This is a genomic window from Streptomyces sp. NBC_00247 (assembly GCF_036188265.1).
In the GTDB taxonomy this organism is placed as follows: Bacteria; Actinomycetota; Actinomycetes; order Streptomycetales; family Streptomycetaceae; genus Streptomyces.
Map to the genome: position 1 here is coordinate 6,423,506 of NZ_CP108093.1, position 25,297 is coordinate 6,448,802.

The 25,297-nt window shown below is 69.0% G+C and carries 24 protein-coding genes; 10 read left to right on the top strand and 14 right to left on the bottom strand.

Going from position 1 to position 25,297, the window contains the following annotated elements; genetic code table 11:
* Positions 1–18 precede the first annotated feature (18 nt).
* Positions 19–900, bottom strand: coding sequence for a TIGR03620 family F420-dependent LLM class oxidoreductase (locus OHT52_RS27785; RefSeq protein ID WP_328722909.1), 882 nt, complete (start codon positions 898–900; stop codon positions 19–21).
* 200 nt (positions 901–1,100) lie between these two features.
* On the opposite strand from OHT52_RS27785, the gene OHT52_RS27790 reads away from it, so the two are divergent.
* Complete coding sequence (locus OHT52_RS27790; protein ID WP_328722910.1) at positions 1,101–2,351, top strand: cytochrome P450; 1,251 nt, start codon at positions 1,101–1,103, stop codon at positions 2,349–2,351.
* Positions 2,352–2,376: 25 nt separating this feature from the next.
* Complete coding sequence (locus tag OHT52_RS27795) at positions 2,377–3,603, top strand: cytochrome P450 (protein WP_328722911.1); 1,227 nt, start codon at positions 2,377–2,379, stop codon at positions 3,601–3,603.
* Between the two features lie 613 nt (positions 3,604–4,216).
* Here OHT52_RS27795 and OHT52_RS27800 read toward each other — a convergent pair.
* The 3 genes from OHT52_RS27800 to OHT52_RS27810 form a co-directional block, all read right to left on the bottom strand.
* Positions 4,217–5,668 carry an FAD-dependent monooxygenase gene (locus OHT52_RS27800; RefSeq protein ID WP_328722912.1) on the bottom strand — a complete coding sequence of 484 codons (1,452 nt, stop codon included), beginning with the start codon at positions 5,666–5,668 and terminating at the stop codon, positions 4,217–4,219.
* Positions 5,669–5,735: 67 nt separating this feature from the next.
* Complete coding sequence (locus OHT52_RS27805) at positions 5,736–7,220, bottom strand: FAD-dependent monooxygenase (protein ID WP_328722913.1); 1,485 nt, start codon at positions 7,218–7,220, stop codon at positions 5,736–5,738.
* A 177-nt stretch (positions 7,221–7,397) separates the two neighbouring features.
* Positions 7,398–8,888 carry an MFS transporter gene (locus tag OHT52_RS27810; protein ID WP_328722914.1) on the bottom strand — a complete coding sequence of 497 codons (1,491 nt, stop codon included), beginning with the start codon at positions 8,886–8,888 and terminating at the stop codon, positions 7,398–7,400.
* Positions 8,889–9,013: 125 nt separating this feature from the next.
* Between OHT52_RS27810 and OHT52_RS27815 the strand changes: the two genes are divergently transcribed.
* Both OHT52_RS27815 and OHT52_RS27820 read left to right on the top strand, forming a co-directional pair.
* A complete protein-coding gene (locus OHT52_RS27815) occupies positions 9,014–9,625 on the top strand; it encodes a TetR-like C-terminal domain-containing protein (protein WP_328722915.1) in 612 nt (203 codons plus the stop codon).
* Between the two features lie 180 nt (positions 9,626–9,805).
* Positions 9,806–10,588: an AfsR/SARP family transcriptional regulator gene (locus OHT52_RS27820; RefSeq protein ID WP_328722916.1), complete on the top strand. Its 783-nt coding sequence runs from the start codon at positions 9,806–9,808 to the stop codon at positions 10,586–10,588.
* Positions 10,589–11,208: 620 nt separating this feature from the next.
* On the opposite strand, the gene OHT52_RS27825 is transcribed toward OHT52_RS27820, so the two are convergent.
* The 7 genes from OHT52_RS27825 to OHT52_RS27855 all read right to left on the bottom strand — a co-directional run bounded on the left by OHT52_RS27825 (position 11,209) and on the right by OHT52_RS27855 (position 17,301).
* Entirely contained in the window at positions 11,209–11,964 is a 756-nt protein-coding gene (locus OHT52_RS27825; protein WP_328722917.1) for a thioesterase II family protein, read from the bottom strand.
* A complete protein-coding gene (locus tag OHT52_RS27830; RefSeq protein ID WP_328722918.1) occupies positions 11,961–12,299 on the bottom strand; it encodes a non-heme iron oxygenase ferredoxin subunit in 339 nt (112 codons plus the stop codon). Before OHT52_RS27830 ends, OHT52_RS27825 begins: the two co-directional genes overlap by 4 nt.
* A gap of 75 nt (positions 12,300–12,374) precedes the next feature.
* Complete coding sequence (locus tag OHT52_RS27835; RefSeq protein WP_328722919.1) at positions 12,375–13,040, bottom strand: 4'-phosphopantetheinyl transferase family protein; 666 nt, start codon at positions 13,038–13,040, stop codon at positions 12,375–12,377.
* The gene (locus OHT52_RS27840) at positions 13,037–13,933 is read right to left on the bottom strand and encodes a metallophosphoesterase family protein (protein WP_328722920.1); all 897 of its coding nucleotides are present in this window, start codon (positions 13,931–13,933) and stop codon (positions 13,037–13,039) included. Before OHT52_RS27840 ends, OHT52_RS27835 begins: the two co-directional genes overlap by 4 nt.
* 619 nt (positions 13,934–14,552) lie before the next feature.
* Positions 14,553–15,791 (bottom strand): beta-ketoacyl synthase N-terminal-like domain-containing protein, encoded by a 1,239-nt coding sequence (locus OHT52_RS27845; RefSeq protein ID WP_328722921.1) that lies wholly within the window; start codon positions 15,789–15,791, stop codon positions 14,553–14,555.
* Positions 15,791–17,056: a beta-ketoacyl-[acyl-carrier-protein] synthase family protein gene (locus OHT52_RS27850; RefSeq protein WP_328722922.1), complete on the bottom strand. Its 1,266-nt coding sequence runs from the start codon at positions 17,054–17,056 to the stop codon at positions 15,791–15,793. The genes OHT52_RS27845 and OHT52_RS27850 overlap by 1 nt, the downstream gene beginning before the upstream one ends.
* Positions 17,053–17,301, bottom strand: coding sequence for an acyl carrier protein (locus tag OHT52_RS27855; RefSeq protein ID WP_328722923.1), 249 nt, complete (start codon positions 17,299–17,301; stop codon positions 17,053–17,055). Before OHT52_RS27855 ends, OHT52_RS27850 begins: the two co-directional genes overlap by 4 nt.
* A 223-nt stretch (positions 17,302–17,524) precedes the next feature.
* Here OHT52_RS27855 and OHT52_RS27860 point away from each other — a divergent pair, with 223 nt between their 5' ends.
* The 6 genes from OHT52_RS27860 to OHT52_RS27885 are packed head-to-tail and all read left to right on the top strand — an operon-like array spanning position 17,525 to position 22,263.
* Positions 17,525–18,370 carry an SAM-dependent methyltransferase gene (locus OHT52_RS27860; RefSeq protein ID WP_328722924.1) on the top strand — a complete coding sequence of 282 codons (846 nt, stop codon included), beginning with the start codon at positions 17,525–17,527 and terminating at the stop codon, positions 18,368–18,370.
* 14 nt (positions 18,371–18,384) lie between these two features.
* A complete protein-coding gene (locus OHT52_RS27865; RefSeq protein ID WP_328722925.1) occupies positions 18,385–19,086 on the top strand; it encodes a methyltransferase in 702 nt (233 codons plus the stop codon).
* Positions 19,083–19,700, top strand: coding sequence for a sensor histidine kinase (locus OHT52_RS27870; protein ID WP_328722926.1), 618 nt, complete (start codon positions 19,083–19,085; stop codon positions 19,698–19,700). The genes OHT52_RS27865 and OHT52_RS27870 overlap by 4 nt, the downstream gene beginning before the upstream one ends.
* Positions 19,697–20,350 (top strand): response regulator transcription factor, encoded by a 654-nt coding sequence (locus tag OHT52_RS27875; RefSeq protein WP_328722927.1) that lies wholly within the window; start codon positions 19,697–19,699, stop codon positions 20,348–20,350. The genes OHT52_RS27870 and OHT52_RS27875 overlap by 4 nt, the downstream gene beginning before the upstream one ends.
* Positions 20,350–21,189 (top strand): class I SAM-dependent methyltransferase, encoded by an 840-nt coding sequence (locus OHT52_RS27880; protein ID WP_328723928.1) that lies wholly within the window; start codon positions 20,350–20,352, stop codon positions 21,187–21,189. Before OHT52_RS27875 ends, OHT52_RS27880 begins: the two co-directional genes overlap by 1 nt.
* A gap of 6 nt (positions 21,190–21,195) precedes the next feature.
* Positions 21,196–22,263 (top strand): FAD-dependent monooxygenase, encoded by a 1,068-nt coding sequence (locus tag OHT52_RS27885; RefSeq protein WP_328722928.1) that lies wholly within the window; start codon positions 21,196–21,198, stop codon positions 22,261–22,263.
* Between the two features lie 47 nt (positions 22,264–22,310).
* Here OHT52_RS27885 and OHT52_RS27890 read toward each other — a convergent pair whose 3' ends face one another.
* From OHT52_RS27890 to OHT52_RS27900, 3 genes are all read right to left on the bottom strand, one after another.
* Complete coding sequence (locus OHT52_RS27890) at positions 22,311–23,333, bottom strand: tyrosine-protein phosphatase (RefSeq protein WP_328722929.1); 1,023 nt, start codon at positions 23,331–23,333, stop codon at positions 22,311–22,313.
* A 76-nt stretch (positions 23,334–23,409) separates the two neighbouring features.
* The gene (locus tag OHT52_RS27895) at positions 23,410–24,258 is read right to left on the bottom strand and encodes an LLM class flavin-dependent oxidoreductase (protein ID WP_328722930.1); all 849 of its coding nucleotides are present in this window, start codon (positions 24,256–24,258) and stop codon (positions 23,410–23,412) included.
* Between the two features lie 73 nt (positions 24,259–24,331).
* A complete protein-coding gene (locus tag OHT52_RS27900) occupies positions 24,332–25,225 on the bottom strand; it encodes an AfsA-related hotdog domain-containing protein (RefSeq protein ID WP_328722931.1) in 894 nt (297 codons plus the stop codon).
* Positions 25,226–25,297 lie beyond the last annotated feature (72 nt).

Here is a 25,297-nt window from a genome sequence, read left to right on the forward strand (position 1 = left end):
GACGGGTCGGCCGGCCTGTCAGTCGAGCAGGCCGGCCAGCTCGCGCCACTGCCTGCGCGGCAGCGCGTCAGGGGTGCCGATCACGGACAGGGAGACGTGGTCGGCGCCTGCGTCCAGGTGCTCCTTGACCCGGGCGGCGATCGCGTCCCGGCCGCCCCAGACGACCAGGGAGCGGACCAGCCGCTCGGCATCCGGGCCCGCCAGGTCGACCGAGTAGCCGAGCCCGCGCAGCATGTCGGCCCGGTTGGGCAGCGACTCCGCCACATGGTTCCAGGCCGTGCCGCGCGTCGTTCCGTCGTCGGGGCCGAGCAGTACGGCCTGGAACACCCCCAGGAACGCATCCGGGCCCATCAGGGCCCGGGTACGCGCGGTGTGCTCGACCGGCATGCCGAACGGGACCGCGCCGGAGGCCCGTTCGGCGGCCAGCCCGAGCATCCGGGTGCCGACGGCGCCGATCACCCGGGGGAGCCGCTTCGGCGCCCCGGGGGGACCGAACGGCGCGGCGTCCATCCGGTCGAGATAGTCGCTCATGGTGGACACGCGCGGGCCGAACGGCACCCCGCGGATCCGCTCCACGAACCAGGGGTGGCTGATCCCGAGGCCGAGCACGAAGCGGTCGCCGAAACACTCGTGCAGCGTGCGCTGCGCCTGCGCCGTGGTCACCGGGTCGCGTCCGTAGACCGTGGCGACGCCGGTGGCCACCTTCAGCGTGGACGTCGCCGACAGCAGTAGCGTGGCCTGGGTCATGGCCTCACGCCCGGAGAGCTCGCCGAGCCAGAGCGCGGAGTAGCCGAGCTCCTCGATTTCCCTGGTCGCCTCCACCGCTTGCGAGACCGGCACGTTGTCGAACTGGTTGGTCCACAATCCGAGACGGCCGACATCCAGCCTGACGTCATTCATCAGTACAAAATCCTTGCTCTCGCAGGTAGTTGAGTTGCGTTTCACGATACGGTACGGGGGCGTTCACTACCAGTGGAGGCGTGTATTCCCGCCGTACGGCCTGCCGGGGCGTGCAGGAATCGCTTTAGCGGTGCCTTAGTGCGCGGGTCGAGCATCGGTGCTGAACGCTGACCGAGCTCCGCCTGCTGAAGGGGTCTTCCGTGTCCGAAACCGTCGTGCCCAACGCCAGTCCCAGTACCTTCCCGTTCCCCCAGGGGCCCGACCGGTACCCGTTCCCCGAGGGGCCTCAGGGCACGCCGTCGCCCGAGTTCGCCCGCCGCCGCGGGGAGTGTCCCGTCAGCAAGGTCACCCTGCCGCTCGACGACGAGGTGCTGCTGGCGGTGACGCACGCCGACATCCTTGCGATCATGAGTGACGACCGCCGGTTCATCCGGGACCTCTCCGAGGACGACACCCCGAAGCTGTTCCCCAACATGGAGGTCCTCGAGGACCCCACGCTCCTCATGAACATGCACGGCGAGGACCACCTGCGGCTCCGTCGGATCATCAACCCCACGATGACCCCGCGCCGTGTCGACGGATGGCGCGAGGAGATCCGGGAGATCGTCGACGGGGTGATCGACGACATGGAGGCCAAGGGCTCGCCGGCCGACCTGATGACCCAGTTCGCGAACCTTCTGCCGGTCAAGTTCATCCTCCGTCAGTTCGGCCTGCCCGACTCGGACGGCGACCGGTTCATCCGCTGGGTCGGCACCTGGGTCTCGGTGGCCGAGCAGGAGACGATGGAGGCGGTGCAGGCCGAGTTCAGCGCATGGGTCGACGAGACGGTCGAGCGGGCGCGGACCAACCCGGGCACAGCCCTGGTCGACGTCCTGGTCAACGCCCACGACGAGGGCGAGCGGATGTCGAACGCCGAGCTGGAGTCGATGATCCGCTCCATGGTCGTCGCGGGCATGGAGTCGATCGGCAACGGCATCAGCCGATCGCTGCTCACCCTCCTCTCCGAGCGCGCCTACTGGGAGATGCTGGTCGAGGACCGCTCGCTGCTGGTCGGCTCGGTCGAGGAGCTGCTCCGCGTCAACCCGCCCGGCGGAGGTTCGGTGGGTATCCTGCGCATGGCCGCCGAGGACGTGGAGCTGCCCTCCGGCGCCCTTGTCCGCAAGGGTGAGTGGATCTCCACGCCGATCATCGGCGCCGCGCACGACCCGGAGGCCTTCCCCGAGCCGACGAAGTTCAAGCTGGATCGCCCCAAGTCGACGTCGACCCTGATGTTCGGCGCCGGCCGGCACTACTGCCCCGCCGCGCACCTGGCGAAGGCCGAGATCGAGATCGCCATCAGCGCGCTGATGGACCGGTTCCCGACCCTGCACATGACCATCAAGCCCGAGGAACTTCCTTGGGACCACAGCAGCTTCAACGTCGGGATGCCCTGTCTTCCCGCGGCCTGGTAGTCCGATCCCCGAGGAGGGTCACCTCGTGACCGAGATACCCCAGACTGACGACGCGCCCTCGCCCTTCCCGTTCCCGGACGGGCCGATGTCGTCACCACCGCCCGAGTTCGAGCGCAGGCGTGCCGTCTGCCCCCTGAGCGAAGTCACCCTGCCCACCGGCGACCGGGCGATGCTCGCCCTCAAGCACGCCGACATCCAGCAGATCATGAGCGACGACCGGCGGTTCACCCGCGACTTCTCCGATCCGGAGGCGCCGCGGCTGTTCCACAACCTGCTCATGCTCGAAGACCCCACGATCATGCTCAACATGCACGGCGAGGACCATCTGCGGCTGCGCCGGATCCTGGCCTCCGCCTTCACGCCGCGCCGCGCCGCGGCCTGGCGCCCGCAGGTCCAGGAGAGCATCGACCTCCTTCTCGACGAGATGGAGAAGGCCGGCCGGCCCGCCAACCTGATGTCCTTCGCCTACAAGCTGCCGACCAAGCTGACCTGCAAGATGCTGGCCATCCCGGAGGAGGACGGCGAGCAGCTGTTGAAGTGGGTCTCCGCCTGGCTCTCCTTCGCGATGCCCCGGGAGGAGCTCGACAAGGCGGCCGCCGACTTCAACGACTACGTCGTGGCCCTGGCCCGGCGCCGGCGCGACGAGCCCGGCGACGCGCTCATCGACCACCTGATAAGTGCCCGCGACCGGGACGACCGGCTGTCCGAGGACGAGCTGGTCTCGACGATCCGCACGCTGATCATCGGCGGCAACGAGACCATCGCCAACTCGATCAGCCGGATGACGTTCACCCTGCTCCGCCAGCGCAACCTCTGGGAAACCCTGCAGGCGGACCGGTCGCTCATACCGACGGCGATCGAGGAGCTGCTCCGCCACAACCCGCCCGGCGGCGGTGCCACCGGTCTGATGCGCCTGGCCACCGAGGACGTGGAACTGGTCTCCGGCGCGGGCACCGTCAAGGCCGGCCAAGCCGTCTTCACCCCGCTGGTGGCGGCGGCCTACGACCCGGAGGCATTCCCGGACCCGGAGACCGTCCGTTTCGACCGGCCGAGGCAGCCCAGCACGATGCAGTTCGGCGCCGGCCGCCACTACTGCGTCGGGGTACACCTCGCCCGCACCGAGCTCGAACTGATGCTGACCGCCCTGCTGGACCGCTTCCCGAACCTCCGGCTCGCCGAGGCCCCGGAGGACCTTCCCTGGTCCGAGGGCGGTTACGGCGTGACGATGTCCGAGCTGCCCGTCACCTGGTAAGGAGAGGCATCACCGGCCGGAAGTCACGACAGGGACCGGCCGGTCCCTGTCGTCCGACGCGTGCGAAGCACCCGGATACGGAGGACGTCCGGGGCCGCACGCGGCCACGGTGCCGCCCGTCGGCGTCACCGACGAGGGACCACGGCCGCGAGAGAAGAGATGTTCGCGGTACGTGGCACCGACACCGTGACCGGCCACACCCTGCGCGGCCCGTCGGCACCGCCGCACCCGATGCCGCGCTCGCCGGCCCGACCCGCGTCCAGCCGGTCCTGAGCGCCCGGTGCCTGCCGGGGCGGCCACGGCCACCTGCTACGACGTGAGCCTGACGCGGCTCCACCGGTTCTGCGCGCCTGCGCGGACCACCACGCCGCCGCCTCCTTCACGGCCGAGAGCCCCTGCCGATGTCGCCGTTCCCGCCGCGAGGGCGGGGGCACGGTCTTCCGTGCCATGGCGCGAGCGCGGTACACCGCGGCCCAGGCCCGGGACCCGGCCGACGCCCACCACCGGACGGTGGCCGGCCTTCTCAGGAGCCCCTGGATCCCGTCCGACGGAGCAGAGCCGTGTGCCCCGGGTGGGAAGCCCGGGGCACACGGCTTTCGGCGCGATCGGGGGATCAGCGGCCGGGCTCCCCGAACCAGGTCCGCAGCGCCTGGTCGAGGGCCTGAGCGTCCGAACCCGCGTAGGCGACGTGACCGTCCGGCCGGAGCAGCACGAGAGCCGCGTCGATCTCGGCGACCGGCTTGGCCTTGACGCTCTCCACCCGGCCCTCCCAGCCTTCGGCCAGGGCCGCGTCGCCGCCGTCGTCGATGAACCGGAGCAGCACGCCACGGCCGCCGCGCAGCGTGGCCGCGACGGTGGTCTCCCCGTCGGAGGTGACCAGCGCGGTACCGCCGATCCGCAGGCCTACCAGGGCATGGTCCTTTGGCGCGGGCGCCGGGTAGCGCACGGTCGTGGGCATCTCCAGCAGGTAGCGGTTGACCTCGTCGAACTTGAGCAGTTCCTCGAACAGCCCGCGCAGCGGAGTGACCTTGGCCAGCGGGTGCATGAGGGCCATCTGGGCACGGGCGTGCGTACAGGCCTGGACGGCGGCCGGGTAGCGCTCCTCGTGGTAGGAGTCGAGCAGGCCCGGGGCCGCGTGCCCCTGGATCTCGGCGGCCAGCTTCCAGCCCAGGTTCACCGCGTCCTGGAGGCCCGCGTTCAACCCCTGGGTGCCCGAGACGAAGGATACGTGCGCAGCGTCGCCGGCGAGCAGGACCCGGTCCTCGCGGAACCGCTCGGCCACCGTGCTCTGCTCACCGAACCGGGCGAGGTAGCGGATCTCCTTGATCTCGGGGCGCTTGCCCACGATCCGCTCGACGCTGTCCTTCAGCTCTTCCTCGGTGACGGGCTCGTCGGCGGCGATCGGATCCCTGTCGAACTCGATCGTCATGAGACGCAGTGTGCTGGGCCCGATGGGGATCGCGCCGAACACACCCGCCGGGTGGAGACCGGCGTCGAACACCTCGCCCTCGGTGACCTCCACGTCCCCCAGCACCCCGTAATAAGAGGACGCGCCGTGGTCCAGCTGACCGATCCCCGCCAGTCGGCGGACCGCGCTTCCGGCTCCGTCGCAGCCCACGAGGTAGGCCGCTGCCAGCTCGTACTCGCCCTCGGGGGAGCGCACGGTCACCGTGACGCCGTCGGCACCTTGGGTGAAGTCGGCCAGCTCGTGTCCTCGCCGGACGTCCGCGCCCAACTCCGCCGCCCGCCCCTCCAGCAGCTTCTCGGTGCGCCACTGCGGCATGGCGTACGTGAAGTTCTCGGGCCCCATGCTGTCCAGGTCGAGCCAGAGGAAGGCAAAAGGTGTACGGGGCCATGCGAACATCCCCTGGGAGCGCAGGTCGTCGGCCAGCCCGCGTTGCTCCAGGAGCTCCAGGGTGCGCCCGTGAACCGCCATTCCCCGGGAGTGCTCCAGGATCTCGGGGCGCGGTTCGAGCACGACGGCGTTCACGCCCGCCAGGCTCAGCTCGCCGGCGAGCATCAGCCCGGTCGGGCCCCCTCCCGCGATCACAACCGTTTGACTCACAACAGACTCCTTTTCAGTGGTGCGGAGAAGACGGGCGCCCCCTGCCGGAGACACGGGGGAGGCAGGGTCAGGAGGCCGCGCCGAACCAGGTCAGCAGCGCGCCCCGAAGGCGTTCCCCATCCGTGCCGGTCGTGTCCGCGTGGGCGACGTACCCGTCGGGGCGGACAAGCAGCGTGGCGGCGTCGATCTCGGGGTTCGCCCCGGCCCGGACCACGTCGACGCGGTCCGCCCATCCAGCCGCGAGGTGCTCGGGCAGCTCCTGGTCGCCCAGCAGGAACAGGACCCCGCGGGCGGTGTGCAGCATCTCGGAGAGGGTGATCTCCCCGTCGGCGGTGGAGAGCTTGCCGACCGGCACGCGACCACCGACCAGTGCGTGCGCCGGCTCGCCGCCCTGGCCGTTCGGGTCCATGTCGTACTTGATGCCCAGCCCGTTGAGCGTGTTCATCAGGTGCTTGTTCACCACGTCCATCTTCACCAGCTCGGTGAACAGCTCCCGCAGCGGAGCGACCTGGTCCAGCGGGAACAGCAGCCCGTCCTGGGCGCTGGTGCTCCAGCAGAGCCGTTCGCCGACGGGCCGACGCTCGGCTTCGTAGGTGTCGAGCAGTCCTTCCGGCGCCCAGCCGTTCAGCTCGGCCGCGAGCTTCCAGCCGAGGTTGAGCGCGTCCTGTACGCCGGTGTTCAGCCCCTGACCGCTGATCGGCAGATGTATGTGGCAGGCGTCGCCGGCGAGGAAGACCCGGCGTTCGCGGTAGTGGTCGGCGAGCCGGGTGGCGTTTCCGACGCGGGAGAGGTGGCGGACCTCGCCCGTGGAGAGGATGCTCAGGTCGTGTCCCGCACACTTGCGGAACTTCGCCTGGAACTCCTCGACGGTGGGCGGTATGTCCTTGCCCGTCTTCGGCACACCGAACTCGAAGGCGGTCACCCGGTGCAGACCGGGGCTCAGCGGAATCGACGCGTACATCCCGGGCTGACAGATCGTGGGGTGGATGAACTCCTCCACGTCCTCGGGGGTGATCACATCGGCGGTCAGGCCGTCGGCAGTGGACGTGGTGCCGGGAAAGCCGATCCCGGCGAGCTTGCGGACGATGCTGCTGCCGCCGTCGCAGCCGATCAGGTAGGCGCCGGTGATCCGGTACTCGGGGCCGTCCGCGGGGCGCACCGTGACGGTGACTCCGCTCTCGTCCTGCTCGAACCCGACGACCTCTTGACCGCGCCGGACGTCGGCACCCAGTTCGACCGCGCGCTCTTCCAGCAGATGCTCGATCTCCCGCTGCGGTACGAGCAGCGGGAGCAGGCTCTCGTCGTCGATGTAGTCCTGGAGCTCGACGAGCCCGAAATTGTACGAGCCGACCCGCGGGTACTGGCTGAACCGGTTCAGCCCGCGTTGCTCCAGAACCTCCGCGGTCCGGGCGTGCAAAGTCAACGAGCGCGAGTAGTCGCTCGGTTCGGTGAATCGCTCGATGACGACGGTTTCGACACCCGACAGACTCAATTCGCTTGCGAGCATGAGGCCAACGGGCCCACCACCCGAAATCACGACGGTTCGACTCACGTGTACTCCTTGGCGGCTCGAAGCCAGGCAGGGTGTTTGGACCTAGCCTCGACGGCACCGCTAAACCGGCCCTGAAGGGTGGTTAAGGCCGAGTCGCCGCCCTCCACGGAAGGCATACACCGACACCTCCGGCGGGGATCCGGAGGTGTCGGTGGGGAGACGGAGCACGCAGGCCGGTCAGGCCGACGCCTCGGTCCCGTCTGCGGGAGCCTCGGCGGCCGCGGGCTGCGGGGCTGCCGGCTTGATGGCGATCATCGCGACCACGATCGAGAAGGCGACGAAGACCAGGGAGACGGTGAAGGCGGCGCCCAGGCCCTCGACCAGCGCGTGGTGGGCGTCACCCGGATCTGAAGCGGCGGCGTCACGGCTGGCCGATCCGAAGGCCGTGGAGAGGATGCTGATGCCGAGCGTGAAGCCGATCCACTGCATGACCTCCAGGACACTCGCGGCCGATCCGGCGTTCTTGCCCGACACGTCGGAGAGGATGACCCCGGACAGCGCGGTCATGGCCAGGCCGGAGCCCGCGCCGAACAGCAGGATCGGACCGAGCACGCCACTGAGGTACGTGGTCGAGTCGGAGACCAGCGACATCCACAGCATGCCGCCGCCGATCATCACCGCACCGATCAGGATGACCGGCTTGGGGCCCGTCTTGCCGAGGAGCTTGGCGGCCTGGGTGCCGGCGCCGAGGATGGCCACCGCCATCGGCAGGAACGCGAGGCCGGCGGTCAACGGACTGAAGTCCAGGCCGTCCTGGAGGTACTGGCTGACGAAGAAGTTCATCGCGCCCATGGTCGCGACGAGGCCGACCAGGCTGAAGTAGCCACCGGCCCGGTTGCGGCTGCGGAAAAGGTCCAGCGGCATGAGCGGCTGCTCGACCTTGCTCTCCACGGCGAAGAAGATGACCAGCAGGACCACCGCCACGCCGAGCGAGCCCAGCGTCTCGGCGTTGTCCCAGCCGCTCTCCGCGGCGTGCAGCAGACCGTAGACGAGCGAAGTCATGAAACCTGCGGAGAGGATGGTGCCGCCGAGGTCGAACTTGCCCGGGTGACGCTCGGCCTCGACGACGTACTTCGGGGCGAGTACGAGGACCAGCAGGGCGAACGGCACGTTGATGAACATGACCCAGCGCCAGGAGACCGTCGAGGTGAGGAGTCCACCGGCGAGAAGGCCGACTGCCAGGCTCGCGGCGTAGGAGCCGGCGACTGCACCGTAGGCCTTGTTCTTCTCGGGGCCGTCCTCGAAGTTGCTGGAGATCAGTGCGAGCGAGTTGGGCGCGGCCAGAGCGGCGCCGATGCCCTGGACGACACGCCATACGAGAAGGAGCTCGTCCGAGTTGGCGAGGCCGCCGAACAGTGAGGCGACAGCGAAGAGGACCAGACCGGCGATGAAGATGCGGCGACGGCCGAGGATGTCGCCGATCCGCCCGCCGAGCAGGAGCAGACCACCGAAGGCAAGGGTGTAGGAACTGCTCACCCAGGCCAGGCTGGTCGCCGAGAACCCGAGATCGTGTCGGATGTCGGGCAGCGCGATGTTCACGACGGTGGCGTCGAGGCCGACCATGAACTGGCTCAGCACGATCACCAAAAGGGCGATCCCGGGCTTGCGCTGTCGGGCGGCGCCGCTCCCGGTACCGGCCGCTCCGGCGCGCGTGGATGTGGTGGACACAGTCCCCTCCAATGGGTGATGATGCGAAAGTTCCATTTAAAAAGTAGACGGTGGCGTTCACTATAGGTGGGTGAAGGTCGGCGCGCAAGCGGCGGCGCGCGGCGCCGGTCGGAGGTGTTGAGTTCATGACAGACGTCAACGGGCAGGCGGACGGGGGAAGTTCGGGAACGCGTAGGCGTGGCAAGGTTTTGGAGGACGCCATCCTGGCCGCGACCCTCGAGCAGTTGCGGACCGTCGGCTATGCCGGCCTCAGCATGGAAGGCGTCGCGGCTGGTGCCGGCACGGGCAAGGCCGCGCTGTACCGCCGGTGGTCGAACCGTGAGGAGCTGGTCACCTCGGCGCTCAGCAGCGCTCTGCCCGACCCCTCCGCCATCGTGCTGTCCGGCGACGCACGGGACGACTTTCTCGCGCTCCTCGGGTGCGTGCGTGATGCCATCGCCGTCACGCACGGCACCGTCTTCCAGGTCGTCCGGAGCGAGGCCGCGGAGGCGGCCGGCGGGATGATGCACGTGGTGGTCGGCCAGCGGGTCATGGACCCGTGCCACGAGAGGATCGTCGAGGTGCTCCGGGCCGGGGTGGGCCGGGGCCGGCTCCGACCCGGAGCCGATTCCGAGATGGTCGCCACGGTCGGTCCGGCCATGATCGTGCACTATGTCGTGCACCAGGGCCCGACCGTTCCGGACGATTATCTGGGCTCCATTGTGGACGACATCCTCATGCCATTGGTTAAAGCGTAAATCACCCTCGGGTGATGATGATATCAAGCGACCCTCCTGTCAATCGGGTTTGCCGGGCGTCTACGTAATTTCCCTGATGCGGGATTGAGCAATTCTCTGGCAGTGTGTGGTCCGGGCCGGATGAACTGACATGTCTGCTGGCCCGGATCTGCTCGGCATAACGGTGGGAGATTGTGAGTCGTGGAGTATCGAATACTTGGCCCGATCCGCGTTTTGGACGAGGGTCACGAAACGTACCTGAACGCCCGCAAGGTGCAGACATTGCTCGCGGCGTTACTGATCAAGGCCGATCAGATCGTCAGCGTTGACCAGCTGATCGCTGAAATCTGGCATGAGGACCCGCCGCGTCGGGTCAATGCGTCCCTGCACGTGTATGTATCGCAAGTGCGCAAATTCCTGACGCGCCCCGGCTCCGGCGGAAGCGGGCTGGTGACCCGGGTGCCGGGGTACCAGTTGTCGCTCGGCGAGAACACGCTCGACGTCCGCGAGTTCCAGCGACGCATGACCGCGGGACGCAACCATCTGCTGATGGGCCGCCTTGAGCAGGCAGATCGCGGGTTCGGTGCAGCCCTCGGGCTGTGGCGGGGCCGGGCGCTCGGCGAGCTGAGCGGGGACGGCCCGATCATCCAGGGCTTCACGGTGTGGGCGGAGGAGGCTCGACTGGAGTGCCTCGAACTCCAGATCGAGACGCGCCTGGCCATGGGGCAGTACCGGCAGGTGGTCGGCCCGCTGTTCCAGCTGATTTCCGAGATCCCGATGCGGGAGACCTTCTACCGGCAATTAATGCTGGCCCTCTATCAGGCGGACCGGCAGGCCGATGCTCTGCGTGTCTACCAATCCGCCCGAAGCACCCTGAATGCTGAGCTCGGGGTGGAGCCGTGTCAGGCTTTGCGTGATCTGCAGCACGCAATTCTCGTCGGAGATGTCCGCGACAGCCGCGAATTGACCACTTTCGCCTCCTGAGGGGCGCCTCCAGGCAAGCCCCCAGGCCAGCGTCGTCCTGCGGGCAATGCCGAGTACTGGAAATAAACCCACGAAGTCGTCGGGATAATGACGGTCCGATTCCGGTTGGGCACCCGTCGGTGAGGTCGCTGGGGTGGTTCCTCGTGCGCGGGCCGCGTCCGAGCCCTCGACCGGGTTGCGATCCGGGGCACATGAGGGCGGTTGCTGGACGGCCGGCCAGTCCCGGTCGACGGTCCGGGTCCGCATCAGGGGGTAGTTCGTCCACGCGAAGTTCTCTCGTCCGTCACGCCGACCGTCGTCGCGGCGGGGCCGGCAGATCAACCGGGCGCATTCGCCCTGCTGCGTCAGGCCATGGCGGTGTCATCGAGTACCACGCCTCGTCCTCGAAGGCTCAGGCATCGAGTCGGTGCTTCCGCCGGGTTCACGGTCTTGCTCATGACGAAGAGGCCGAGCGCACCCGGCGCTTGCCTCGCCACGGGCGAATCCCTCGGCCGTGCACGTGCCGGACTCCTCCGCGAAACCCTCTACGCTCCTCCGTCGGACCGCCGCCCTGCGCAAGCTGAGTGGCAGTGCGCGCCTGGGTCACAGCTCACCGCGGTGGGCAGGATTCAACATGGAATTCACCACCCGGTTGCACGGGTGACGCATTCGACTATTTCTGCCTGGTGGTCGTTGAGAAAGAAGTGACCGCCGCTGAATTCGCGAATCGTGAAGTCGGCACTGGTGTGCTGTCGCCAGTCCAGCGCCTCATCGATGCTGGTGCGGGGATCGGCGTCGCCGGTGAGCACGGAGATCGGGCAGGACACCGTCGCACCGGGGTCGCACCGGTAGGTCTCGATGGCGCGGTAGTCGCTTCGGATCATGGGGAGGAGGAGCTCACGCATCTCGGGATCGGCCAGCAGCCGGGAGTCCGTGCCGTCGAGCGTGGTCAGCTCGGCCACCAACCCGTCATCGTTCAGGGTGTGGGCGCGTTCGTGCCGCACCCTTGACGGCGCCCGGCGGCCGGAGACGAAGAGCCGTACCGGCTGGATTCCCAGCCGCCGTTCGAGCAGGGCGGCCACCTCGAAGGCGAGCACCGCGCCCATGCTGTGGCCGAACAGCGCGAACTCGCCGAGGTCGGGCACGTCGGTCAGAGCGCCGAAGATGGCCTCGGCGAGCTCGGGCACGGTGCTCAGGCTGGGATCGTTCCGGCGGTCTTGGCGGCCCGGGTACTGCACGGCCAGTACCTGGGCGGCAGGCGCCAGCGCGGCGGAGAACGGAAAGTAGTAGCTGGCGCTGCCGCCCGCGTGCGGCAGGCAGACCAGCCGTGGTGTGGTGGCCGGAGTCTGATGGAAGCGCCGGATCCAGGACTGCGCATCGCTCGTGGCCATGGTCATCGCGGTACTCCCTGCCTGTCCGGCTGCAGGCTGACGAAGATCGAGTCGTCCTCGACCTTCGTGCTGTACACGCGTACCGCCTTGGTGGCCGGGTTGCAGTCGGCGTTGCCGGTGCGCAGGTCGAAACACGAGCCGTGCAGCCAGCACTCGATCACGCCGTCGTACACCTCGCCCTCGGACAGAGGTACGTCCGAGTGTGAGCAGCGGTCCTCCAGTGCGTGCACTTCGCCGCCGCTGCGCACGACGGCCACTTGGCTTCCCTCGACGTCGACACCGAGCACCCCTTCCTCGGGCACATCGGCCAGCGCGCAGGCGCGGACATAGCTTTGGCTCATCGCAGCTCCTTGTTGTGTCGTGGGGGCGGGGCGACATCGCGTTCGGTGAGCATGACGCCCGGCCCTAAATCCGCTCTAAGCGCCGGCCGTCACGAGGGTGATGGCCGTGACCAGCAGATTCCGGCGGATCATCCAGCGGCCTCGGAATTCGCCCAGCGGCACACCGTCCACGACCGGACCGGGGACCAGCAGTCGGGAGACGAAGTTCCCGTCCGGGCGGAGCTCGATCTCGGCCTCGTCGAAATCGAGCCATCGGCCGGTCAACGGGAACCACGCCTTGTACGTGCTCTCCTTCGCACTGAACACGAGCCGGTCCCAGCAGACATGAGGCACATGGGCCGAAAGGGCGGCGACGGACGCCCGCTCGCCGGGGCCTGCGACCAGCTCCCACACGCCCTGGTTCGGCAGCGGCAGGTTCGGCTCGGCGTCGAGGCCGATCGCCGTCACCTGCCGGACGTGCGCGACGGCGGCCGCCCGGTAGCCGGCGCAATGCGTCATGGCGCCGACGACGCCGCTCGGCCAGCCGGGGGCGCCGCGCGTTCCCGGGAGGATGGGGGCCGGGGCCACCCCCAGGTCCGCGAGCGCCGTCCGTGCCAGGGCACGCACCGTGCGGAACTCCCGCCGGCGTCCCGGCGTCGACCGGGCGATGGCCTCCTCTTCCGCAGGGAACTCGGAGCGCCCAGCCGTGTCTCCGAAAGCCTCCACCGCCGAGACGGCCGCGGGCAGCAGCTCGTCGATCACGAGAGGCCGCCCGGCGGAGTGCTTCGTGGCAGGATCTGCACCAAGCCGGCGGGCGCGGTCGGTCGTTTGCCCCATTCCCGGGGGTACCCCAGCGAGACTTCCTGGAACGGCACGCCGTCGGCCCAGGTGGTCCGGGGGATGTGCAGGTGTCCGTAGACCACGGCCTCGGCGCGAAAACGCCGGTGCCAGTCCGCTGTGGCCTCGGTGCCGCACCACAGTGCGAACTCCGGATGCCAGAGCACTCGGGTGGGCTCGCGGACCAAGGGGAAATGGTTGACGAGAATGGTGCGCATCCCGGGATCGAGCTCCGCCAGCCGGGCCTCGGTGACCCGAAGCCGGTTCCGGCACCAAGCCTCCCGACTCGGGTGGGGGTCCGGATACAGCAGGAACTCGTCGGTGCAGACGATGCCTGCCTCCTCGGCGATCCGCAGGGCGTGCGCCTTCGAGGTGGCCCCGGTAGGCCTGAAGGAGTAGTCGTAAAGTACGAACAGCGGCGCCACCGCGGCGGGACCGCCCGCGCCACGCCAGACCGGATACGGGTCCTCCGGGGTGGTCACTCCTAGGCTTCGGCAGATCTCCACCAGGTGGCGGTACCGCTGCTCGCCGCGCAGCTGCACGGGATCCTCGCGCGGGGTCCACAGTTCGTGGTTGCCCGGGGCCCAGATGACCTTGGCGAATCGGTCGCTCAGCAGGTCGAGCGTCCACTCGATGTCCTCGACCAACTCGCCGATGTCGCCGGCCACGATGAGCCAGTCATCGTCCGAGTCGGGACGGAGGCTCTTGGTGAACGCCTTGTTCTCGGCATGCCGCACGTGCAGGTCGCTGATCGCGACCAGTCGTCCGCCGGTGGTGGCGTCGTGCGTCGCGCCTTCTCCACGGTGTCCACGCCTCATGATCACCCCTTGTGACAGTCGTTGCCAGAGTGGGCCACCGCGCTTAAGGGGCGCTTGGCCAAGCGGCGGGCGCTGCGGCGGCCTTCGAGTGCCTGGAGCCGAACCACGTGAGGAAACGCCTGACTTGAGTCAGGACAGACGGCTGGTGGTCTTCCTTCCCCAACGTGGGGAACCGTTGCCGACGGCAGGGAAGACGCGTCTGGCGCCGGGGCGGGGCTCGGAGGTCACGAGTTCGTCGACCGGGGCCATGAGCGGCGTGATGCCAGTGGCGGCCTCGCGACGGCCCAGGAGCAAGTCCGGTGGACATCGCAGGCAACGAGTTGGACCACGACGCCGCCGCGGCCGTGGTTGACGCGCCCCGCCCTGGCGGGGCCCCGGCCGTGACGCGGGCACCGTCGCCGTGGAGCCCGAGGGCACCGTCGGACCGGGCCGGCACCCGTGCCCGCCGCCACGCGGCACCGCACCGGCTGGGCAGGAACAGCGCACCGCAGGCGCATACGTGCGAGCCGGCGGCCGACGGACATGCGTGCGCCGCACCCCACCCGCCGGCCCACCAGTCGATCCCGAGCTGGATGAGCTGGGGCATCGGTAGGAGGGGACGATCACACCGCCAAGGCCCTCAGGAACCGCCCACGCCGGCCGCATCGCAGGACCGCAGCACCAGAGCGCTGTTGAATCCTCCCTGTCCGCGCGCGGTGACCAGCACGGTGTCCAACTTGCTTTCGCGCGGCCGGCCTACCAGGTCGAGGCCCAATGCCAGGTCAGGGTCGTCCAGGTTGCCCACCGGCGGGATGACGCCGTCCCTCATCGCAAGCAGCGCCGTGGCCACGCTGAGCGCCGAACCACCCGCCAGCAGGCGGCCGACCAGGCCCTGCGGCGCGGTGACCGGAACCCCACGCGGACCGAACACGGAGCACAGCGCTCGCGCCTCGGCAGCATCCGCGTCCCTGCGACCGGCCCCATCGGCCAGCACCAGGTCGACCTCGTCGGGTCGCACGCCGGCCCGCTGCAGAGCCAATCCGATCGCCTGGGCGTAATGGCGCCCGTCCGGCGCGGCCGTCCGGTGGTACGCGTCCTGGGTTGCCGCATAACCAGCGATCACGCCGTAGCCGGCGGGCGCGGACCGAGCCCGTGCCGCGGCCTCGTCCTCCACCAGAAGCACCGCACCGCCCTCGCCGGGCAGATGACCGTTGGCCGCCCGGTCGAAGGGCTTGTAGCCGTCCTTCGGGTCGGCGGCGGTGGACAGGAGGCCACTGGACATCTGAATGGTCAGGGCGTACGGGGTGATCGGGGCCTCGGTGCCGCCGGCGAGCACGGCACTGGTGCCGCGCCGGATCGCCCGGTCGGCCCAGCCGAGACTGTCGATGCCGGATGCCGCGTCGGAGACCACCACCCCGCACGGTCCTTTGGTGCCGTGGCGAATGGCCAGTTGCCCGGTGCTCGCAGCGTAGAACCAGGCGATGGACTGGTACGCGCCGACCGCCTTGCGGCCCCGGCTCCACAGAGCCTGGATCTCGCGTTGGCCAAATTCATTGCCACCCGAGCCGCTGCCCAGGATGACCGACGTGGCGTACGGATCATGTGCGGACGGATCGTAGTCAGCGTCGGCAAGTGCCAGGCCGGTGGCGGCGAACGCCAGCCATGTCCACCGGTCGGTCTGAACGGCCAGCCGGTCCGGCACATGCTCGGTCACATCGAAGCCGGATACCTGGCCGGCCAGTTTGGTGGCATAGCGACCGGTGTCGAACGCCTCGATCGGCCGCACCGCCAGCTCGCCGGCCAGGGTGGCACGCCAGTGCTCCGCCGCTCCTGTGCCGGTTGGCGCGACCACACCGAGGCCAGTGATCACTGCAGCCATCAGCGCACCCCTGCCAGGACGATCGCGGACTGGAACCCGCCGAACCCGCTGCCGACCGAGAGCGCGGCGTCCACCCGGTGGTCGCGGGCGATGTTGGGCACGTAGTCCAGGTCGCACAGGGGGTCGCCGTGGGCGTAGTTGGCGGTGGGCGGCACCACGTTGTGCTCGATGGCCAGCGCGGTCGCGGCCACCTCGATGGATCCGATCGCTCCTAGCGAGTGCCCGATCATGGACTTGATCGAGCTGACCGGCACCTGGTAGGCGTGTGCGCCCAGGCTGCGCTTGAACGCGGCAGTCTCGTGCCGGTCGTTCTGCTTGGTACCCGAGCCGTGCGCGTTCACGTAGTCCAGCGCGCTGGGATCCATCCGCGCCTGATCCAGCGCACTGTCGATCGCGGCGGCCATCTCGGCTCCGTCCGGACGCAACCCGGTCATGTGGAAGGCGTTGCACCGGTTGGCGTAGCCCCGGATCTCCGCGTAGACGTGCGCGCCTCGCCGCCGGGCGTGCTGGTACTCCTCCAGGATGAGTACAGCCGCTCCCTCGCCCATCACGAACCCGTCGCGGGTCGCATCGAACGGCCGGGACGCGTGCTCGGGGTCGTCGTTGCGGGTACTCGTGGCGCCGATGGCGTCGAAGCAGGCCATCGAGATCGGCGTGATGGGCGCGTCGCTCGCGCCGGCCACCACGATGTCCGCCATGTCGTCCTGGATCAGCTGGTACGCCTGGCCGACCGCGTCGATGCCGGAGGTGCAGCCGGTGGAGACCACCGAGGCAGGGCCGTGCGCACCGTACCGGCAGGAGACCTCGGCGGCCATGCTGCTGGGTACCCACGCCTGGTAGAGGAAACCGGACCCGTACCTCGGATCGACCAGCCATTCCCGGCCGCCGTCGCTGGTCGCCACGTACTCGTCCTCGAGGCGGGTGCTCGCGCCGACCGCGCTGCCCAGGCACACGGCCATCCGATCGTGGTCGATTCCGCCGTCCAGCACGAGACCCGAGTCGCCCATCGCTTCGTCCGCGGCGACCAGCGCGAACTGGACGGACCGGTCGTTGCGGAACACCTCTTGTGGCGTAAGCCCGGCTGCGAGAGGGTCGAAGTCGATCTCGGCAGCCAGTTGTGAGCGGAACTGTGCCGGGTTGCACAGCGACAGCCGACGGGTCGCTGTGCGCCCGTCGGTGATCAGCTGCCAGAACGCCTTCCGCGTAGCACCACCGGGTGCGACCACACCGATCCCGGTGATCGCGATACGTCGTTCGTCGCTCATCCCGCGTGCTCGCTCAGTCCCTCGTTGACCAGTGCCACCAGCTCACCGAAGGGCGTGTCCGCCTGCGCCCCGTCGAGTTCGACCCCGTAGCGGTCCTCGATCTCCACCCCGAGCTGCAGTCGCGCCAGCGAGTCGAGGTCGACGTCGCGCAGCGTGGCACTCGGGTCGTCGGTGACCGCGGACCGGGGCAGCCCGGCCTTGACGACCAGGATCTCCATCAGCTCGTGAATCGTGAATGTCGACACGGGCATTCCCTTCATGTTTTTGACGACGAACCTGAATCCCAGACTACTCAGAAGTCTGCCAAATTCCCTCGGCCGAGAGAACTGAATCGTCCGGTTCCCGGGAATGAGGTGCGTTCATCCTCGCGGATGAACTGTGGCCGGCCTGCGGAGAATTGATTGACACCATTTCGAATTCACTGCTTCACTCATTGAATTGGTTTCCCGGATACGAGGAGACGGAAAAATGGACGTGTCAGCAGCGCCGCCCGAGGCGGCGGCCGGCGTGGGGGTGACCGCGGTCGCGGTGGCGATGGCCAGAGCTCTGGAATCCCGGCGTGCGGACCGGATGTTCGACGATCCGTACGCCCAGCCGTTCGTCGACGCGGCCGAGGCGGTTCTCAGCCCGGACGAGTGGGCGTCGCTGGTTGCCTGGGTCGAACTGTTCTACTCCCGGGGGGTGGTGCGCACCCGGTTCGTCGACGACTTCGTGTGCGATGCGGTGTCAGGCGGCTGCACACAAGTGGTGCTCCTCGGGGCAGGTCTCGACGCACGCGCGTTCCGGCTTCCGCTGGCGGGTGCCGATGTCCTCGAGGTGGACACACCGTCGGTGCTCGCCTTCAAGGACCAGGTGCTCGCCGACGTGGGTGCGCGGCCGGCCGGCCGCTCGCGCACGGTCGTCCGTACCGACCTCCGAGAGGACTTCGCCGCGCGCCTCACCGGCAGCACCTTCGACCCGGGCAGGCCGACCGCATGGGTCGCCGAGGGAGTGCTCCCCTACCTGACCGCCGACCAGGCGCGGCATGTGGTCACCGATGTCGGACGGCTGTCCGCGCCCGGCAGCAGGCTGGTGTTCGAACATTCCGACAAACCCGGGCCGGACCCGAGAGCCGCAGCCGCCGCGCTGACCACGCCTGGGGCGGACCGGATCAGCACCATGGTCCGCGGCGGACTCGGCCCCGAGGGGCGGGACTGGGTGGCCGGCCAGGGCTGGACCGTCGAGGTCACCGAGCGCGGCGAGCTGGGACCGCGGTACGGGCGGCCCGACGACCGGCTGGCCGGTGGCCAGTTCATCATCGCGACCCGCGACTGACCGGGACAAAGGATATGGAACCGAATCAAGCGCAAACTGGATCTCCGGAGCCGATCGAGGCGCGCATTCAGACCGCCGCCGCGTTCTATCGGCGTCCGATGCTGGCTGCCTACGACCTGTTCGTGCTCGGTATGATGAGTCGGCTCATGTGGCGCTGTCCGCGCGGCCGAATGCTGGCACATTACAGTCGGCAGGTCAGCTCATCCCATCTGGACATCGGGCCAGGAACCGGATGGTTCATCAATAAATGTCGGTTTCCGTCTAAAGCGCCGTCCATTACCCTGATGGATCTGAATGAGGTGGCACTCGCCACCTCGGCGCACCGAATCAGGCGCTACCACCCCGAGGCCCTGGTCGGCGACGCGTTCAAGCCCTTCGCCCTCGGCACTGCGAAGTTCGACTCGGTCGGCATGAACTTCCTGCTGCACTGCCTGCCAGGATCCATGCGGCAGAAGTCGGTGGTGTTCGACCACGTGATGCCGTTTCTGCAGCCGGGTGCGCGCGTGTTCGGCAGCACCGTTCTGGGCGACGGCCCGCACCACACCGGGCGATCCGCGAAGCTGCTGGCCAAGCTCAACCGCAGCGGGGTGTTCAACAACCTCGACGATCGACTGGAGGATCTGGACGAGCAGTTGCGCGCCCGGTTCACCGACGTCGAGACGGCCAGGTCCGGTGCGGTCTGCCTGTTCGCCGCACGATTCCCGGGCCCGCGATGAGTGGCGCGCCGCCGCTCGTGGCCCAGCAACTGCACGACGGCGTTCTGCAGGCTCTGGCCATCGCCCGGCTCCACCTGGACCGGGCTCTCGCCCAGGACGGCCCGCTGCCCCGCGAGCTGGGCATGAACCTGCAGCTGTTGATGGACCGCGAGATCGCCGGCCTTCGCCGCCTGATCAACGGTTCGCCGCCGCCCACGCCGCCGGAACCGGACCTGCCGCGTGCGTTGGCCGCGATCGCTGAGGAACTCCAGTCGGTCACGGGCATCCGCATTCTCGTCGAGGACCGTACCGAGCCGCCCGGACGATGGACGGGCAACGATCCGATCGCTTACCGGGCCGTGCGCGAGGCACTGCACAACACCATCAAGCACAGTGACGCCGAACATGCCTGGGTAACAGTGGCCGCACGCGAGGACCTGCTGGTCTGCACGGTGCACGACGACGGCCGGGGCTTCGACCCGGCCACCGTCCGCTCCCACTTCGGCTTGACCAGTGTGTACGCACAGGCACGGGAGGCAGGTGGACATCTGGCCGTCCAGTCCTGTCGTACCGGCACGTCCGTCACTCTCGTGCTGCCCAGAAACCCGGTACTGGAGGGGAAAGACCAGCAATGAGGCCACCAGAACCCGATGACCGACCGACCATCCTGATCTGCGACGACCATCCAGTGGTGCGCTGCGGCATCCGTACGCTGCTCGCCACCGACCGCTACCGGATCGTGGGCGAGGCGGCTGACCTGGCCGGCACTGTCGAACAGGTGAAGCTGCACCGCCCTACCGTGCTGCTGCTCGACCTGAGCTTCCTCGGCACCCTCAGCCTCGGAGTCCTGCCCACCCTGCGAGTGGTGTCGCCGGCCACCCGGGTGCTGATCCTGACCATGCACAACGACCCGGACTCGGCGCGGAAGTCACTAGCCGCCGGGGCGCACGGATTTCTGCCCAAGGACTCCGCCGCGGAGGAGCTCGTCGCGGCGGTCGACGCGCTCGCCGGCGGCGGGCGATATCTCCATCCGGCTCTCGGCGCAGCTCTGTTCGACGAGCGCACCGTTCCCGACGCCTCGTTGAGCAGACGGGAGCGCGAGGTTCTCGGCCTGATCGCCGACGGCTTGACCCACCAGCAGATCGCCAATGAACTCTGCTTGTCCATACGCACCATCGAGGCGCAGAGGGCGTCGATCAAGGTCAAGCTCGGGGTCAACAGACGCTCAGAGCTGATCAGCCACGCCCGCCGGCTACGGGTGACAACGTCAGGAGGCGATCGGTGATGCAGACGGGCCGGCCCAGCCGCACCGCGATGAGTTCGGCGCACGCACGTGCCGTTCACCAGGTGGCGGACTCGCCACGCGTGTTCACCGACCCCTTGGCGCACCCCATCACCAGTGGCCTGAAAAGCGGCCCTTCTCCGGCCGGCACGCCCGCCATGCCCGCCGAGGTACGGCTGTTCATGGCCCTGCGCCACCGAGTGGCCGAGGACGCGCTGCACGCTTCGGCGCTGTCCAGACAGGTGGTGATCCTCGGCGCCGGTCTGGACACCTTCGCCTACCGAAACCGAAATCCGCGACTGCGGGTGTTCGAGGTCGACCATCCAGCGACTCAGACATGGAAGCGCGAACGCCTGGCCGAGGCCGGCATCAGTGTGCCGGACTCGGTCGTCTTCTGTCCGGTCGACTTCGCCGACCAGACCGCGGAAGCCGGGCTCGCGACAGTCGGATTCGACCCATGCGCGCCGACGTTCTTCCTGCTGCTGGGTGTGGCCCCCTATCTGAGCAGGAACACGCTGCTGGATACGGCACGCTTCGTGGCCCGACTGCCCGCGCCGACCGAAATAGTCCTCGACTACAACCAGCCCCTCTCCGCGCTGCCGCCGCACCGCAGGCCGGCGTTCGCAGCACAGGCCGAGGCCATGGCAAGGATGGGGGAGCCGTGGCAGTCGTACTTCACCCCGCCCGAGATCGCCGCCGAACTGGCCGGCGCCGGATTCGACCACGTCAGCGACATCGGCTGGCAGGACTGCCTGGCGCGCTATGCGCTCGACCCCTTGCTGCCCGACCTGTTCGGCGGACGGATCGTGCATGCCCGCGCAACCGGATCAGAGAGGAACTAGTCAGCCGTGCACGCTTTGGTCATCGGTGGCGGAGTGGCCGGACCGGCCTGCGCCGTCGCGCTGCGCTCGATCGGCGTCGAGGTCACCATCTGCGAAGCCCGGCCAAGAGAGGACAAGGACCTCGGGTTGTGGGTGATGGTCGCGCCGAACGGCCTCGCCGCGCTGAACACGCTGGGTCTCAAGCAGATCGCACTGCGAGAGTCGCTCGCCGGCGTGGCCGGCCCGTCCGGCTTCGTGCCGATGCGGCGTGCCGGACTGTACCGGCTGCTGCGCGAAGCCGCGGTGGCACGGGGGGCACGGATCGAGCACGACCGGAAGCTGATCGACGCCTCGACCACAGCCGACGGGGTGATGGCGCGGTTCACCGACGGATCGACCCTCTCCGGCGACCTGCTCATCGGCTGCGACGGCATCCACTCCCGGACCAGGTCGATCATCGATCCAGCCGCGCCGACCGCACGCTACGTTCCGCTGCTGAACCTCGGCGGCTTCGCATCCGATGTGGACGCTCCCGGTGAACCCGCGCAGCTGCGGTTCGTCCGCAGTCGCAAGGGCTTCTTCGGCTACACCGTCTCAGGCAGGCGCGACGTGTGGTGGTTCGCCAACCTGCTCTGGGGGGCGGAGCCGAGCCGGGCCGAACTCGCGGCTATGGAACGCGACGTGCTCACGGAGAGGTTGCTTGACACATTCGCCGAATCTCCCGCGTTCGTGGCGGACGTGATCCGCGCGACGTACACCGATCTGTATGCGCTGCCCACCCACGACCTGCCCACCGTGCCGACCTGGTGGCAGGACAGGATGGTCCTTCTCGGTGACGCGGCACACGCTACGACACCGACGTCCGGTCAGGGCTCGTCGATGGCGCTCGAGGACGCGGTGGCCCTGGCCAAGTGCCTGCGCGATCTGTCCGGACGACAGGCGTTGTCCCGCTACGAACAGCTGCGCAGACGGCGGGTTGAGGCCGTCGTCGCCCTTGGCGCCCGCGCATCGGCCGCCAAGATCGAGGGTTCATCGCCCAGTGGTTCGCTCGACTGGGTCCTCGACTACCGGATCGACTGGGCGTCCCCCGCCTGATCTGGGTGCGGCCGAGGGGCGTGGGGGCGCGGCGAGTTCGCCGCGCCCTACACGCTTGCGGCCGGCGCGGGTACCACCAACCGTGCCCGCAGCGCCTCGATCGTCTCGGGCGTCACACCCGCGCGCCCGATCAGGTAGTCCTCGACCGTTCCGTACTGCTCGCGCAGGGCGTCCAGCGTGCTTGCCATCGCATGTCGGGGCGCACCGAATACCGCGTGGTAGCGCTCCTCGTCCAAGCCGAGTGCGGCAAGTCTGGGCAGCAGTCGGGCCATTCGGGATTCGTCGTAGCAGAGCCTGCTCAGCGTGTAGTCGTCCAGCACCGTCGCCTCGTCCACGCCGAGCACCGACAGCAGCAGCGCTGCGGCCAGACCGGTGCGGTCCTTGCCCGCGGTGCAATGGATCACCGCGGGCGCGCCGTCCGGCGCGCCGAGTCCGTTCAGGACGCGGCCGAAGGCGGCCGCGTCCTGAAGGATCATGTCAAGGTAGACCTGGTGCAGAAAGTCGTCCGGGACGGGGTCGGCTCGGCCGCGGTGGACCAGCTCGGCGAGTGGGGTCGGGCGCGAGGCCTCGTCGCCGACCGCCAGCGTTTCGCGCCGGATCGAGTCAGGCAGCGCGGACGGCGCCCTCGAACGTTCCCTGTCGGTGCGCAGATCGTAGACGGCCTGAAGGCCGAGGCGCCCGATCGCGTCGAGGTCAGCGGTGGTGAGCCGGTCGGGCGCGTCCGCGCGGAAGACCAAGCCCCACCGGGTACGGCCGCCGTCCTTCGTACGGTAGCCGCCCAGGTCGCGGAAGTTGCTCGCGCCCTCCAGCGGCACCACGCGTTCGGCGGCGAGAACCCGGGCGCTCCCGTCGACAGGCGCGACGGAGATGTAGTGCCGGCCGGGCCCCAGCCCTGGCAGCGACACCCTTGTAGCACCGTCCACGCGCGCCACTGGTTGATCGTAATCGATCAACTCGGGCGTCGGCCCGACCGCCAGTTCCACCGGGCCGACGCCGCTCGACTCCCAGGAGACGACGAGGACGCCCGCCCTGTCGCGCACCACGTCGACCGTGAATACCACCGTTTTCATACGGGTTACCCCCTCCTTCGGACACGGCCACGAGTTGCCGCGGGTTCGAGTGACTTCGCTGTGAACTGGCCGGCCATCAGGCCGATATGTCAGCGAGGCGGTCCACCTGGTCCGGGTCGAGGCCGTGGCAGTAGAGCATGACCTCGTCCGCTCCGAGGTCGGTGAAGCCGACGATCGCGTCGCGGATCTCATGGGGAGTGGTGAGCATTCCGGCAACCATCCGGTCCGCCATGCCGGTAAAGGTGTAGTAGGCGTGCGCGGAGGCCCGTGCGTCGTCGATCACATCCTGCGGGCCGAGCGCGACATTGACCTGAGCCACGAGCCGGGGCTCGCCCCCGCGGCCGTGCTGCTTCCAGAACATGCGGACAGTGTCGAAGAGGCCGCCGGCCTTCGACGGCGCCGCTGCGGACAGAAAACCGTCGCCCCAGCGCGCGACCCGTTCCAGCGCGGCGGGCCGGTAGCCGCCGAAGAGCACCTCAGGGCCGCCGGATCGCGCGGGCGCCGGACCGATCGGGCCGACGCCCTCACCGTACGGCTCACCGGACCACAGGCGGCGCATCACTGCCATCTGCTCATCCAGGCGTAGCCCTCGGGTGCGTTTGTCGATACCCGTGACCTGGTGGTCGTCCTCTCTGCCGCCGATGCCCAGGCCGAGCACCAGGCGGCCACCGGTCATCCGGTCCAAGGTGGCGGCCTGCTTGGCCATGAGAGCGGTGTCGCGTAGCGGGGCGAGCAGCACCTCGGTCTGAATACGGATGCGGGAAGTCGCGCCCGCGAGAAAGGCGAGGGCGACCAGGGGCTCGGGGTTGTCGTAGACGAGCCGGTCGAGCAGGCCCATGGTGCTGAAGGGGCCCGCGTCGGCGCGCCGGGCCCAGGTGAGCAGGGTGTCCGGGGCGCCGATGGGCAGGCCGATACCGACGTTCATGAAGGAGACCTCCGAAGGAAAGGGGAGACGGCGCCGATCGACCAAGGGGGCGAGAAGGTCCTGGCCCAGCTCTTCACGGGTTGATCTCGGTCAGTTCCACGATGCCGCTTGCGACGCGGACGTCGGCCTGATCGATGCCGACCGACGCGATCACCCGTCCCGGGTGCCCGTTCGCCGATACCACGCAGCTGGCGGGCACGTCGTTTTCCACGTACATACCAAAGTCCAGTTCGGCTCGGGTCAGCAGGGCCTCGCCCGTGCGCAGACCCGTCTCCGCCGCGCTGAGCAGTGCGGACTGACGCATGGCTTCGATGAGCAGAGTCGCGGGAACGTGGTCGTAGTCCCGGTCGAAGAACGAGGGGTGGGACCGGTCCACCACCAAGGGGAAACGGTTGGGCTGTGCCGCGGGCCCGATCACCACGTTGCTTCGAGTGCGCCGCCCGACCAGCTCGGGCCCGATCAGCCGTGCCTCGGGCGGGCCGTCCATGTCCACGGTTCGCCCGGCTCGCCGCGACCGCTGGTAGTCCCGGATCTCACGGTAGGAGTCCTGGGGGAACAGGACGCTCCTGAACGAGAGCGCCATGGCCGGCACTGAGCCGATCAGGAAGTCTCCCACGATGTCGAGGATGTCGTCGGTGCGCGTGACGCCCACCTTGATGACGCCTTGCAGCGGCGTGGTGCCGTCGGCACGGAACGCGTGCGGCTCGTGCACGGCCAGCGTCAGCTGCTGCACGGCCGTCGGTGTGCCTCGCGGAACGCCGAGGTACTCGTGCCGCACCAGAACGAACGCCTGCCGAAACGCCTCGATCACGACTGCCGGGTCGTGCGTCTGTGCCCGCTGGTCGGACCACAGGGGATGGTCGTGTGCCACCCGCACGGCGATCACGAATTCGTCCGGGCCGGCCGGCGCGTGATCGGTGACGAACACCTCGCGGGCCGACTTCCGGTTCACCGTCTGGGGCGGCACGAATCGGCCGAATCCGAGGCGGGCGACGGGATCAGTGGTCATCAGGGCCTCCAGGACCGGCAGCGCTCGTCC

Coding starts and splice junctions, on each gene's coding strand:
- OHT52_RS27785 (WP_328722909.1), bottom strand. CDS start 900: ATGAATGACGTCAGGCTGGATGTCGGCCGTCTCGGATTGTGGACCAAC.
- OHT52_RS27815 (WP_328722915.1), top strand. CDS start 9,014: ATGACAGACGTCAACGGGCAGGCGGACGGGGGAAGTTCGGGAACGCGT.
- OHT52_RS27825 (WP_328722917.1), bottom strand. CDS start 11,964: ATGACCATGGCCACGAGCGATGCGCAGTCCTGGATCCGGCGCTTCCAT.
- OHT52_RS27830 (WP_328722918.1), bottom strand. CDS start 12,299: ATGAGCCAAAGCTATGTCCGCGCCTGCGCGCTGGCCGATGTGCCCGAG.
- OHT52_RS27840 (WP_328722920.1), bottom strand. CDS start 13,933: ATGAGGCGTGGACACCGTGGAGAAGGCGCGACGCACGACGCCACCACC.
- OHT52_RS27845 (WP_328722921.1), bottom strand. CDS start 15,791: ATGGCTGCAGTGATCACTGGCCTCGGTGTGGTCGCGCCAACCGGCACA.
- OHT52_RS27850 (WP_328722922.1), bottom strand. CDS start 17,056: ATGAGCGACGAACGACGTATCGCGATCACCGGGATCGGTGTGGTCGCA.
- OHT52_RS27860 (WP_328722924.1), top strand. CDS start 17,525: ATGGACGTGTCAGCAGCGCCGCCCGAGGCGGCGGCCGGCGTGGGGGTG.
- OHT52_RS27865 (WP_328722925.1), top strand. CDS start 18,385: ATGGAACCGAATCAAGCGCAAACTGGATCTCCGGAGCCGATCGAGGCG.
- OHT52_RS27870 (WP_328722926.1), top strand. CDS start 19,083: ATGAGTGGCGCGCCGCCGCTCGTGGCCCAGCAACTGCACGACGGCGTT.
- OHT52_RS27875 (WP_328722927.1), top strand. CDS start 19,697: ATGAGGCCACCAGAACCCGATGACCGACCGACCATCCTGATCTGCGAC.
- OHT52_RS27880 (WP_328723928.1), top strand. CDS start 20,350: ATGCAGACGGGCCGGCCCAGCCGCACCGCGATGAGTTCGGCGCACGCA.
- OHT52_RS27890 (WP_328722929.1), bottom strand. CDS start 23,333: ATGAAAACGGTGGTATTCACGGTCGACGTGGTGCGCGACAGGGCGGGC.
- OHT52_RS27895 (WP_328722930.1), bottom strand. CDS start 24,258: ATGAACGTCGGTATCGGCCTGCCCATCGGCGCCCCGGACACCCTGCTC.